This is a genomic window from Streptomyces daliensis, from assembly GCF_054782395.1.
On record NZ_BAAGSO010000138.1, the window covers coordinates 67,204 to 78,847 of the forward strand.

Below are 11,644 nucleotides of genomic sequence, written 5' to 3' on the forward strand. Positions count from 1 at the left end.
CGGTGCTGCACCGGAGGGGCTCCGCCCCTGTCGGGGTAGCTGACGGCGACGGCTCACCACCCCTGTTGTGGGCAGGCGTTCCGCATGGCGAGGGGGCACCTCCCAGCGGTAGCTGGGGGAGGGTGGGCACAACCCACCCACCGGCCCGCAGCACGCCAACGAAACCCCAAAGGGGCAATCGGCGAGGCGCACCCCTGCACAGGGGGTGTTGCGCGGGACGGTCGGCCCGGGGAGTGGGGACCGTAGGTCCCGCGCTGGATGCGTGCCGCCGCACGTCATGGAGCCGAGATCAGCCCACCCGGAGGAGCAGAGGGCCACCGGCGGGACGGGGACGGGGTGGGGTGTCCCCGCAGGTCGAGAAAGTCACCGGCCGAGAGTCGACAACGAGACCTTCACGCCGAGGAGACACCCCACCCCGGCACCGGACACCCACCACCCACGCACCCACAACCCCAACAGGAACCCAGAATCACGCGGCGCCAGCCGCGAAGCACCGATCCATACGCCGCGCCGAAGCCACCCACCCGCACCCGAAAAACGGCGCCCCGCCCAGCGCAGCGCACCGTGCGGCGGCGCAAAAATCAGCGCGGGACCCTACATCGCGCACCACACAGGGCAACCGTTCCGCGCAACACCCCCGTGAAGGGCCTACCCCCCGTTTCATTGCGCCCCCCGCGAAGGGGCCGTCGTGCCCGGTTGGGTGCAGCCGTTGCCGCCCGTTGCGAGCGTCGCGCAAGCGCGGGCCGCGTCACCGGACTTCGCAGCCACCATCTCGGTGTACGCGTCACTCGTCGCGCCCACCTCATCGCTCTGCGACCCCTTGCCCGCCTCCACCTTCACGACGTCCCCCTGCGCCGCCCCGGTGACACGGGCCCACGACGCCTCGCAGACCTTGCTGTACCGCACCTCCACATAGCTCTGCCCGACCCACGCGGAACTGGTCGTCTTGGCGTGCTGGCCGCCGCAGCCCATGTTCTCCGGGTCCTTGCCCGTGCAGTCCGCGCCCTGGCACTTGACGCCCGCGGGCAGCTTCGTGTCCTTCTTGCTGGCGGACGGGGAGGGCTTGGCCACCGTCTCGTCCTTGCCCGTCAGGTCGAAGAGCAGCACGGCGGCGGCGATGACCACCAGCGCCCCGACGACTCCGGCGAGGAACATGGTGACCCGGCGCCTGCCCGAGCCGCCGGATCCGGCGGGACCGGTGGGGCCTGCGGGTGCCGGCGGGCCCGGCACGTCGCCGGCCGGGAGCGCCGTGGTGCGGGGCCCGGCGCCGGAGCCCGAGGCGTCGGGGCTCATGCCCTGGCGCGTGTCGTGGCTGACGTTCGGCGCGCCCGTACGCCGCGCGGTCCCCCGGTTCGCACCCCAGGAAGCGGGGTCGACGCGCTGCGGTCCGGGAGCGGACGGCGTGGCGGACGGTGCCGCATAGTGGCCGCCCTGCGGTCGTCGGGGCGGCGCCGACGGCGTCTCGGGCGGCGCTTCCACCGCGGCGGCGCGTATGCCCCGCGTCGCGCCCTCTCCGGCGTCGGACGACGGCGCGTCGGACGGAACCGCGTCGGCGGGCGCGCCGCCGCTGTCCTCTTCGCGTGTCGCCCGGACAGCGCGGAACACGGCGGTGTCCCCGTCGTCGGCCGGAGGCGGCGCGGAGACGGGGCCGGGGGCAGGGGCGGCGGGCGGGCTCACGGGCGGCGGCGCGACGGGCCCCGCGTCGGCGCCGGGCACCGCACCGTTCCCGGGCGCGCCGCCCTTGTCCTTCGCGGTCTTGTCCTTGCCGCGACCGCGTCCGAGCCCGCGCTTCTTGCCCTGGGAGGGCTCGTCGCCGAACTCCCCCAGCGCAGCCCGCGCCTGGGCGACGCTGATCGCCTCCATTGTCGCGTCGTGCCGCATCTCGCTGCGGCTCCAGGCGCGTTCGGCCAGCTCCCACATCGTGCCGAGGTGGCGCACGTCCGTGCCGGTGACCTCGGCCAGCGCCTGGGTCGCGCCGCGCGGCGGCAGCAGCCGCCCGTTGAGATAGCGCTCCCAGGACGACTTGCTGTACCCGGTACGGTCCGCGATCGTGGCGACACTCATCCCGCTCCGGTCCACGAGCCGCCGGAGCTGGCTCGCGAACTCCTTGATCTGCGGGTCGAGTTCCTCCGGTAGCGGCCTCCAACGAGGCATTGCGCCTCCCCCTTGTCCCCCCGATGTGCTGACGTCCCCCCGTGCCCCGTGCCGTGCCGCTCTCTCCCAGAGCGCCCAGAGCGCCCGGAGCCGCGTACTGGCTACCCAGGGGGATGCAGACAGCCAGGCTCGCAGTTCCGGGTACGGGGGCGCGCGGGAGTGTTTCGGGCCAGCGCCCCCACCCGCGCACACCCCCCGCTGGTCGCACGCATGACCAGTGTGCCACCTGAGCGGATGGCCAGCCCCTTCCCCGGCACCGGACCACCGGGGCCACCGGCCGCGCACACGCCTCCCGTTGGCGTTTCCGGGTGTCCGAAGTCCGTGGTCCGTAGTCCGTGGTCCGAAGTCCGACGTCTTCGTCACGCATGATCGGCATCCGTCCTGAGACGGTCACCGTCGTGCCACAGCGCCCCTGCCGCTCTTGAACGGGAGTGACGAGGTCATGACTCTCAGAACCGCACCCGGAAAACACAGGGTGCGCACAGGAGCGGCCCGCCCTCCACAGGGGAGAGGGCGGGCCGCTTCCTGCAAGCCTCGGCCGGAGGAACCCGGAGAAAAGTCAGCGCACCGCGAAGCGGACGATCGCCTCCAGGAACGGGATCGTGACCCACGGCTTCGGCTGCGCCATCATCGCCAGCAGCGTGATCACGAAGCCCAGCACGCCGTACGTCACCATGTCCGTGAACCGCGAGCGCACCGCCAGCATCCCGACGGACGGCAGCGCCCAGCGCAGCACCGCGCCGCCCAGCATGGACAGCCCGATGATGATGGTCCCGGCGCGGAACTCCAGCACCGTCACCAGCAGCCCGATGAGCACCCCGCCGCACACCGCGAGCAGCGGCCACTGGCGGTACGGCGCAGGGGCGTCGCCTCCGGCGGCCCTTCCGCCGCCCTCGGGGCGAGCGGTGTCACGGGTGAGGAGCGGAAACCGGCGGCTCTTGCGGCCGCCCTCGCTCTCACCCCCTTTGTCTCCTTTGCCGCCGCCCAGCCTGTTCAGTCTGCCCAGGCCGAGCGTCATGCCGACCGCGTTGGCGGCACGCGCCGCGCCGCCCCGCACGGCGTCGAGCGCGCCGCCGCCCTGTGGTGTGGAGGCTCCGGGCTCAGCCGACACGGCGTTCCGCCGCCTCGACGACGTTGACCAGGAGCTGGGCACGCGTCATCGGGCCGACGCCGCCCGGGTTCGGGGAGATCCAGCCCGCGACGTCCCGTACGCCCGGGTGCACATCGCCGACGATCTTGCCGTTCTCGTCGCGGCTCACGCCGACGTCCAGCACCGCCGCTCCCGGCTTCACGTCCTCGGGCTTGATGAGGTGCGGGACACCGGCCGCGGCCACCACGATGTCGGCCTGCCGGAGCAGCGCGGGCAGGTCGCGGGTGCCGGTGTGGCACTGGGTCACGGTGGCGTTCTCGCTGCGCCGGGTCAGCAGCAGTGGGATGGAGCGGCCGACGGTGATGCCGCGGCCCACGACGACCACGTGCGCGCCGTTGATCTCGACCTCGTGGCGGCGGAGGAGCTGGATGATGCCCTGCGGGGTGCACGGCAGCGGGCCCGGCTCGCCCAGGACGAGGCGGCCGAGGCTGGTGGGGTGCAGCCCGTCGGCGTCCTTGTCGGGGTCCATCAGGCCCAGCACGCGGTTGGTGTCGATGCCCTTGGGGAGGGGGAGCTGGACGATGTAGCCGGTGCAGTCCGGGTTGTCGTTCAGCTCGCGGACGACCGCCTCGATCTCCTCCTGCGTGGCCGTCGCGGGCAGCTCGCGCTGGATCGAGTTGACGCCGATCTGCTGACTGTCGCGGTGCTTGCCCGCGACGTACTTCTGACTGCCGACGTCATCGCCGACGAGCAGGGTGCCGAGGCCGGGCGTGACACCCTTGGCCTTCAGCGCCTCGACGCGCGCGGTGAGATCGGTCTTGATCGCTGCTGCCGTGGCCTTGCCATCGAGAATCTGGGCGGTCATGGTGCCATCCTCGCGGATGGGGGGCCATGGTCTCCAATCCGCCCGGCCCCTGGGACGCCGCGCCCTGCCGCACTGCCCCGCCTCGCCTACGTTCCGTTGTGTCCGGACACGCAGGGTGAGTACCCTGGCCTGGTGTACAGCGTCATCGTGGTGCCCGACGGCTGCCGGGGTCCGGACGAGCAGTTCCGGCTGGAGCCGGGCGAGACCCTGCGGTTCGGCCGCACGCACTGCCGCTCGGGCTGCTGCGGTGTCCGGCTGATCCTCCCCCACCCCCACGTCTCCCGCTCGGCGGGCGAGCTGACCGCGACGGGCGCCTTCTGGACGCTCAGCAACTTCAGCCGCGACCGCACGTACACCGTCGTGAACCCCGAGAGCGCCGACGAGCGCATCACCGTCGCCCCAGGGCGTGCCGACGCGCCCGTCCCCTTCGAGTTCGCGCGCGTCATCCTGGCTACGGGCACGGGCACGAGCACCGACGCGGGCACGGACGGCGAGCCGTGCGGGTTCGACGTCTGGGCGCCCCGGCACGACTATCTGGAGGGCCCCGCCGACGACGACCACGATCCCGGGGAGCCGATGGTCCGGCCGTTCCCGCTCGACCGCACGAAGCGGTATTTCCTGGTGCTGGCCGCGCTCTGCGAGCCCCGGCTGCGCGACGAACGGGACGCGCCGCTGCCGACCGTCGAGCAGATCGTGGAGCGGGTGCGCCCGCACTGGCCGGAAGTCAACCGCTCCGCCGTGCACTGGAACATCGACTATCTGACGGTCAAGCTCCGCCTCAAGCCCCCGCGGGAGCACGGGCACGGGGTCGACGCTCTCGTCTCGACGGCCCTGCGCCTCGACCTCGTGCGCGAGGAGCAACTCGGCGTCCTGGAGGGGCGGCTGCCCGTCTGACCAGGGCCGCCGGGGGTCACCGAAAGGCCGTCGAGAGACCGCCGAGAGGCCGTCGCGGGAGCGAAGTACCGGTGCGGAAGGGGCCCGAGAGCCCGGTCCGGGCAACGGCGCATTGCGGATTCGCCACATTTACGGATCTTGGCTGGACAGCATCAGCCCTCAACCACCAACATTGAGCGGCGGCGCCGCGCCCACGTTTTTCGGAGGGCCACGGGCACGGCGCCAGGAGAACGGGGGAAGACATCGTGTACACCGCACACCTCACGCAGCGCACCTGTGGCAACTGCGGGGGCGGACCTGTCATTCCCCGGAGCCCATCGGCCCCATCCGTCCCCTGACAATCCGCTCGGAGGAATCCGCTCGTGAGCTACCCACCGCCGCCCGGCCAGGGCCAGAACCCCTACGGCCAGCAGCCTCAGCAGCCCGGCCAGCAGCCCCAGCAGCCGTACGGCTACCCGCAGCAGGGCCAGCCCCCGGCCGGCGGCCAGCCCGCCTACGGGTACCCGCAGCAGGGCCAGGCGCCCTACGGGCAGCAGCAGCCCGGCCAGCCCGCATACGGCTACCCGCAGCAGCCTCCGCCTCCGGGTGGCACGGTCCAGGCCAACAGCGGCTACATAAACATCAACTACCTGGGCACCGTGCAGCTCGCCACCATGGGCCAGCGCTTCCTCGCGCGGCTCATCGACGGTCTGATCATCGGTGTCGTCATGTCGATCGTCATGTTCGCGGGTCTCGCGGGCACGCTCGGCATCGCCTCCGACATGGAGGACTGCGGCTCCTACATGGACCCGGGCTACCAGGCGTGCATCGACGAGCAGTCGCAGGCCGCGACGGGCGCCTTCGGCGCCTTCTTCGCGATCATGATGTCCCTGGCCGTCTTCATGCTGCTCTACGAGTGGCTGATGATCTCCTTCAAGGGCGCGACCTTCGGCAAGATGGCCATGGGCCTGCGCGTCGTGAAGGAGTCGACGGGTCAGGTTCCGGGCGTCGGCGGCGGCTTCATCCGCTACATCATCCCGATGGTCGGCGCCTTCGTCTGCTACATCGGCATGCTGCTGGTGTACCTGTCGCCCTTCTTCGACAACACCGGCAAGCTCCAGGGCTGGCACGACCGTGCCGCCGGTGTGGTCGTCATCAAGAAGTGACCCACGCCTGAGCCGACTGAGCTGCCTAAGCGCCGTCAGGCGGCTCAGCACGACGAAGACCGCGCCCCGTCCTCTCTCGGGGCGCGGTCTTCGTCTGTGCGGACGCGCGGGACGCCCTGTGGACCGGCTCAGTGGAAGAAGTGCCGGGTCCCCGTCAGGTACATCGTGACGCCCGCCGCCTTCGCGGCCTCGATCACGGCCTCGTCGCGGACCGAACCGCCCGGCTGGACCACGGCCTTGACCCCGGCCTCCGTCAGGACCTCGAGGCCGTCGGGGAAGGGGAAGAACGCGTCCGAGGCGGCGTACGCACCGGCGGCGCGCTCCTCGCCCGCGCGCTGCACGGCCAGCTTCGCGGAGTCCACGCGGTTGACCTGGCCCATGCCGACGCCGACCGTCGCGCCGTCCTTCGCCAGCAGGATCGCGTTGGACTTGACGGCGCGGCAGGCGCGCCAGGCGAAGGCCAGCTCGGCCAGCTCGTCGGCGGACAGCGGCTCGCCCGTCGCCAGCCGCCAGTTCGCCGGATCGTCGCCCTCCGCCTGGAGGCGGTCCTTGACCTGGAGCAGCGTGCCGCCCTCGATGGGCCGGAACTCGACCTCAGCGGCGGGCGCTCCGGGGCTGCGCAGCACGCGGATGTTCTTCTTGCGGGAGAGGACCTCGACGGCGCCGTCCTCGTAGCCGGGGGCCACGACGACCTCGGTGAAGATCTCCGCGACCTGCTCGGCCAGCGCCACCGAGACGGGCCTGTTGACGGCGATGACCCCGCCGAAGGCGGACAGCGAGTCGCAGGCGTGCGCCTTGCGGTGCGCCTCTGCCACGTCGGCACCGACCGCGATGCCGCACGGGTTGGCGTGCTTGATGATCGCGACGCAGGGGTCGGCGTGGTCGTAGGCGGCGCGGCGGGCCGCCTCGGTGTCCACGTAGTTGTTGTAGGACATCTCCTTGCCGTGGAGTTGCTCGGCGCCCGCGAGGCCCGTGCCGCTGCCGTCGGTGTAGAGCGCGGCGGGCTGGTGCGGGTTCTCGCCGTAGCGGAGCACGTTGGCGCGGGTGTAGGTGGCGCCGACGAAGTCGGGCAGCCCGGAGTCGTCGACGGCCGCGTAGCCCTGCGCGAACCAGCTCGCGACCATCGTGTCGTAGGCCGCCGTGTGCTGGAACGCCTCGGCGGCGAGCCGCTTGCGCTCGGTGAGCCCGAAGCCGCCGTCGCCGACGGCCTTGAGCACGTCGGCGTAGCGGTCCGGGTTGACGACGACCGCGACGGAGGGGTGGTTCTTGGCCGCGGCGCGCACCATCGAGGGGCCGCCGATGTCGATCTGCTCCACGCACTCGTCGGGGGAGGCGCCGGAGGCGACGGTCTCCTGGAAGGGGTAGAGGTTCACGACGACCAGCTCGAAGGGCTCGACGCCCAGCTCGGTGAGCTGCTCGCGGTGGTCGGCCAGCCGCTGGTCGGCGAGGATGCCCGCGTGCACGCGCGGGTGCAGCGTCTTGACCCGCCCGTCCAGGCACTCGGGGAAGCCGGTCAGGTCCTCGACGGCGGTGACCGGGACCCCGGCCGCCGCGATCTTCTTCGCGGTCGAGCCGGTCGAGACGAGCTGCACGCCCGCCGCGTCCAGCCCCCGGGCCAGGTCTTCCAGTCCGGTCTTGTCGTAGACGCTGACCAGCGCGCGGCGGATCGGCCGCTTCGTTCCCGTGTCCGTACCGGTGTCCGTAACTTCGGCGCTCATGCCGGAATCCGTACCTTTCGTCCCTCGATGCGATACCCGTCGCGGGCGAGGCGCCCCACGACGTCGACGAGCAGCCGTCGCTCGACTTCCTTGATCCGCTCGTGGAGAGCGGCTCCCTCATCGGTGTGGTCCTCTTCCAGGACCTCGACCACGCCCTGGGCGATGACCGGGCCGGTGTCGACACCGTCGTCGACGAAGTGGACGGTGCACCCGGTCACCTTGACGCCGTAGTCGAGCGCGTCGCGCACGCCGTGGGCGCCGGGGAAACTGGGCAGCAGCGCGGGGTGCGTGTTGATGAGACGCCCCCCGTAACGGGCGAGGAACTCCTTGCCCACGATCTTCATGAAGCCCGCCGAGACGACGAGATCGGGCTCGTACTCCGCCGTCGCGCGCGCCAGCGCCTCGTCCCACTCGGCGCGCGAGGCGTGGTCGCGCACGCGCCGCACGAAGGTGGGAATCCCGGCCCGCTCGGCGCGCGCCAGCCCCTCGATGCCCGCGCGGTCGGCGCCGACGGCCACGATCTCGGCGCCGTAGCCCTCGGTGCCCCGCTCCGCGATGGCGTCGAGGAGGGCCTGGAGGTTGGTGCCGGACCCGGAGACGAGCACGACGAGGCGCGCGGGGCGGTCACGGCGGCCGCCGCGAGGACTGAGACCCGGGTTCGGGCCCGGACCCGGGTCGGGGCCCGGGTCCGGGTCCGGGTTGCTGGGGCTGGGGTGCGCGGCCACGGCGGGGGCTCTCTCTCGCTGGGTTCCCTGACGTCGCGTCGTGTCGTGTCACGTCGCGCCGCCAGGAGGAAAGCGGTTTGCGTGGTCGTACGCGGTTTGTGCGGTCGCACAAGAAGGTGGAGCGGAGGATTCCGGGGAACTCTACGAAGCGTCCGACCGTCGGCAACGATACCGGCACTCCACGCGGCCCCCACGGGACGGGGGCGCGCACGAGAGGTAGCGTCGGAGGCGCTATCCGTACGCGCCACGGAACGACAAGGGGAAGACACACACCACATGACCGACCGACCCCGCCGCCGCGCGGCAGCATCCGACACGTCCCGCGAGGACAACCCCTTCGCGCCACCGCCGGAGGGGCAGCCGGACATGCCATGGCAGCCGCGCCGCCCGACGGACTCCGACGGCTCCCCCGGGCCCGGACCGGTCCACGGGAAGTCGCCGGGTTCCGGTCCGGGTTCCGGTTCGGGGTCCTCGTCCGACGGGTCCGGGTCGTCCGGGTCGTCCGGGTCGTCCGGGTCGTCCGGGTCGTCCGGTGACGACGAGCAGTCGGCGTGGGGCAGCCAGTGGAGCAGCCGCCAGCCGGGCCGCCAGAGCGGGGGCTTCGGCGGCACGGGCCAGGGCGGCGAAGGCAACGGCAATGGCAATGGCAATGGCAACGGTGAGGGCGGCGGCGACGGGCGCGGTCCCGGTGGCAGCGGCCCGCGCGGCGGCATGCGCTGGGACCCGACCGACCCCCTGCAACGCCACGCCCGCTACTCCCTGCACGCGGGCATCTGGGGCCTCTTCTTCGCCCTGTTCAGCCTGCCGCAGGTGGCGCTGCTGCTCGGAGCACTCTCGCTGTACTGGGGCATCCACTCCCTGCGGGGGCGGTCCCGCACGGCGGGCAAGGAGCGGAGCGCCGACGGGTCCCGGGCATCCGGTTCCGGGGCGCGGGCGACCGCGGAGGACATCGCGGGCAGCGCCCGCACGTCCTCGGGCCCCGAAGCGCAGCGGACGCCCTCACCCGTACAGGTCACGGTGACTCCGGCGCAGGCGGCGAAGGCGCAGACCACGGCGGCGGTCGGCGGCCTGGTCACCGCGGTGCTCGCGCTGGCGGTCGTCGCGGCGACGTTCACCTTCCAGACCGTGTACCGCGACTACTACACCTGCACGACGGACGCCCTCACCCAGTCCTCCCGCGAAGACTGCAAGCGCCTCCTCCCCGAACAACTCCGCCCCCTCCTGGAACCCCGCACCTAGGGTCCAGGGCCCTTCGCCCGGACCGTCGTACGGACCTACGGGCCGGAGGACGATGTCGGCGACGCGGGGTCAGACGGACCGGCCCCGGACCGCGGCTACCGCCTCGTCGAAGGCGTCCTCCACCCCGACGGCGCCGCCGCTGCCGACCCATGCCTCAAGGGCGACATCCGAGCAGGCCACGGCACAGGCGACCAGCGCGTGCGCCCGCAGCCGGCTCCTGGGGTCGTCGGCGTCCCCGAGCCGTGCGGCGATGTCCGGCACCAGCAGTTCCGTCCACTGCTGCTGCTTCTCTCCCCGGCGCGCCCGCAGCGCAGGGGATGCGTGGAGCATGCCGGTGATCTTGAGGAAGTCCTCCGAGTCGTACGGCAGTGATCTGAGAAGTTTCACCAGGGCCGCCCTGAGCGCCTGCCACGGGGACTCATGGGCCGGCCGCTCCTCCAGCGCGGCCCGCAGCACCTGTCCGTGCGCGGCGTGGTCGCCGAGCACGATGTCCTCCTTCGTGCCGAAGTAGCGGAACAGCGAACGCCGCGACATGCCAACCTCGATGGCGATCTGATCCATGCTCGTGGCCTCGAAGCCGCGCTCCAGGAACAGCCGCATCGCGGCGGCGACGATCTCGGCCTGCACCGCCCGCCGGGTGCGCTCACGCAGTCCCGCCGGGCGCCCCTGCTGATCCTCCATGGACGTCAGCCTACTGTTTCCTGCACTCGGTACCTACTTGGCACCCTGTGACAAGTTTGGCTCCCCATGCCATGATGCGGGCATCCACTACCGAGGAGCAGCCCATGAACGCCGTCGACTACCGCGGTCAGACCACCCTCGTCACCGGAGCCAGCTCCGGCATCGGCGCGGAGTTCGCCCGCCGGATAGCCGGGCGGGGTTCGGACGTCGTCCTGGTCGCCCGGCGCCGGGAGCGGCTGGAGAAGCTGGCCGCCGAACTCGCCTCGGAGCACGGCGTCCGGGCCGAGGCCGTTCCGCTCGACCTGAGCCTGCCCGGAGCGGGACAGGCTCTCGCCGGGGAAACGGAGCGGCGCGGCCTCACGGTCACGAGCGTCGTCAACAACGCGGGCTTCGGCACCAGCGGTCAGTTCCACGACGAGGATCCGGAGCGCTTGCGGGAGGAGGTCCAGGTCGACGTCGCGAGCCTGGTCGACATCAGCCGGGCGTTCATCGGGCCGCTGCGGGCCTCCGGGAACGGGGTGCTGGTCAATGTGGCGAGCATGGCCGCGTATCTGCCGGTTCCCGGCATGGCCGTCTACGCCGCCACGAAGGCGTTCGTGCTGCACTTCACCGAGGCGCTCTGGTACGAGTCGCGCGGTACCGGGCTGCGTGTCCTCGCGCTGTCCCCGGGGGCGACCGAGACCGAGTTCTTCGACGCCGTCGGCACGGACGTCGCGGGCGGCGCCCGCCAGTCCCCCCAGGAAGTGGTGACGGAGGCCCTGCGGGTGCTGGACCGGCGCACGTCTCCGCCGAGTGCGGTCTCCGGGCGCCGTAACCGGGTGATGGCGGGCGCGAGCCGGTTCGTGGGCCGGAAGCGCGGGGTCCTGGTCATGGGCGCCATGATGTCCCGCGAATGACTCCGCCCCGCGCCCCACGGTCCCGGGGCGGGGGTGCGCTCTGTGGGTGCCCCTTCGGGGGTTCGTTCGCGTGTTGCGGGCCGGTGGCACGGGTTGTGCCCACCCTCCCCCAGCTACCGCTGGGAGGTGCCCCCTCGCCAGCGGGACGCTTGCCCACAACAAGGGTGGGCCTCTCCGATGCGGCGCCGGGGCGGGCGCATGGTGGTGGCGTACCGGTGCCGGCACGGCACCGGTGCA

Annotated in this window: 10 protein-coding genes; 4 read left to right on the forward strand and 6 right to left on the reverse strand. The window is 72.4% G+C overall.

The annotated features are described in order from the left end of the window. Window positions 1–660: 660 nt before the first annotated feature. From ACYVOO_RS39660 to ACYVOO_RS39670, 3 genes are all read right to left on the reverse strand, one after another. The gene (locus ACYVOO_RS39660) at window positions 661–2,154 is read right to left on the reverse strand and encodes a helix-turn-helix domain-containing protein (protein WP_461020580.1); all 1,494 of its coding nucleotides are present in this window, start codon (window positions 2,152–2,154) and stop codon (window positions 661–663) included. A 559-nt stretch (window positions 2,155–2,713) separates the two neighbouring features. Then, the gene (locus ACYVOO_RS39665) at window positions 2,714–3,265 is read right to left on the reverse strand and encodes a DUF3017 domain-containing protein (RefSeq protein ID WP_461020581.1); all 552 of its coding nucleotides are present in this window, start codon (window positions 3,263–3,265) and stop codon (window positions 2,714–2,716) included. Beyond that, the gene (locus ACYVOO_RS39670; protein ID WP_461020582.1) at window positions 3,255–4,109 is read right to left on the reverse strand and encodes a bifunctional methylenetetrahydrofolate dehydrogenase/methenyltetrahydrofolate cyclohydrolase; all 855 of its coding nucleotides are present in this window, start codon (window positions 4,107–4,109) and stop codon (window positions 3,255–3,257) included. The genes ACYVOO_RS39665 and ACYVOO_RS39670 overlap by 11 nt, the downstream gene beginning before the upstream one ends. A 132-nt stretch (window positions 4,110–4,241) precedes the next feature. Between ACYVOO_RS39670 and ACYVOO_RS39675 the strand changes: the two genes are divergently transcribed. Together ACYVOO_RS39675 and ACYVOO_RS39680 are read left to right on the forward strand one after the other, a co-directional pair. Next, the gene (locus ACYVOO_RS39675) at window positions 4,242–5,003 is read left to right on the forward strand and encodes an FHA domain-containing protein (RefSeq protein WP_461020583.1); all 762 of its coding nucleotides are present in this window, start codon (window positions 4,242–4,244) and stop codon (window positions 5,001–5,003) included. 362 nt (window positions 5,004–5,365) lie between these two features. Continuing rightward, window positions 5,366–6,148: an RDD family protein gene (locus tag ACYVOO_RS39680; protein ID WP_461020584.1), complete on the forward strand. Its 783-nt coding sequence runs from the start codon at window positions 5,366–5,368 to the stop codon at window positions 6,146–6,148. A gap of 128 nt (window positions 6,149–6,276) precedes the next feature. Here the strand turns inward: ACYVOO_RS39680 and purH are convergent, their stop codons facing one another. Beyond that, a complete protein-coding gene (gene purH, locus ACYVOO_RS39685; protein WP_461020585.1) occupies window positions 6,277–7,866 on the reverse strand; it encodes a bifunctional phosphoribosylaminoimidazolecarboxamide formyltransferase/IMP cyclohydrolase in 1,590 nt (529 codons plus the stop codon). Continuing rightward, window positions 7,863–8,471, reverse strand: coding sequence for a phosphoribosylglycinamide formyltransferase (gene purN / locus ACYVOO_RS39690; protein WP_461020657.1), 609 nt, complete (start codon window positions 8,469–8,471; stop codon window positions 7,863–7,865). The genes purH and purN overlap by 4 nt, the downstream gene beginning before the upstream one ends. Before the next feature lie 396 nt (window positions 8,472–8,867). Here purN and ACYVOO_RS39695 point away from each other — a divergent pair, with 396 nt between their 5' ends. Next, window positions 8,868–9,830 (forward strand): hypothetical protein, encoded by a 963-nt coding sequence (locus ACYVOO_RS39695; RefSeq protein ID WP_461020586.1) that lies wholly within the window; start codon window positions 8,868–8,870, stop codon window positions 9,828–9,830. A gap of 69 nt (window positions 9,831–9,899) precedes the next feature. Here ACYVOO_RS39695 and ACYVOO_RS39700 read toward each other — a convergent pair whose 3' ends face one another. Further along, window positions 9,900–10,511 (reverse strand): TetR family transcriptional regulator, encoded by a 612-nt coding sequence (locus tag ACYVOO_RS39700; RefSeq protein ID WP_461020587.1) that lies wholly within the window; start codon window positions 10,509–10,511, stop codon window positions 9,900–9,902. Window positions 10,512–10,615: 104 nt separating this feature from the next. Between ACYVOO_RS39700 and ACYVOO_RS39705 the strand changes: the two genes are divergently transcribed. Next, window positions 10,616–11,407: an SDR family NAD(P)-dependent oxidoreductase gene (locus ACYVOO_RS39705; protein ID WP_461020588.1), complete on the forward strand. Its 792-nt coding sequence runs from the start codon at window positions 10,616–10,618 to the stop codon at window positions 11,405–11,407. The last annotated feature ends 237 nt before the right edge of the window (window positions 11,408–11,644 follow it).

Coding starts and splice junctions, on each gene's coding strand:
- ACYVOO_RS39660 (WP_461020580.1), bottom strand. CDS start 2,154: ATGCCTCGTTGGAGGCCGCTACCGGAGGAACTCGACCCGCAGATCAAG.
- ACYVOO_RS39670 (WP_461020582.1), bottom strand. CDS start 4,109: ATGACCGCCCAGATTCTCGATGGCAAGGCCACGGCAGCAGCGATCAAG.
- ACYVOO_RS39695 (WP_461020586.1), top strand. CDS start 8,868: ATGACCGACCGACCCCGCCGCCGCGCGGCAGCATCCGACACGTCCCGC.
- ACYVOO_RS39705 (WP_461020588.1), top strand. CDS start 10,616: ATGAACGCCGTCGACTACCGCGGTCAGACCACCCTCGTCACCGGAGCC.
- ACYVOO_RS39700 (WP_461020587.1), bottom strand. CDS start 10,511: ATGGAGGATCAGCAGGGGCGCCCGGCGGGACTGCGTGAGCGCACCCGG.
- purH (WP_461020585.1), bottom strand. CDS start 7,866: ATGAGCGCCGAAGTTACGGACACCGGTACGGACACGGGAACGAAGCGG.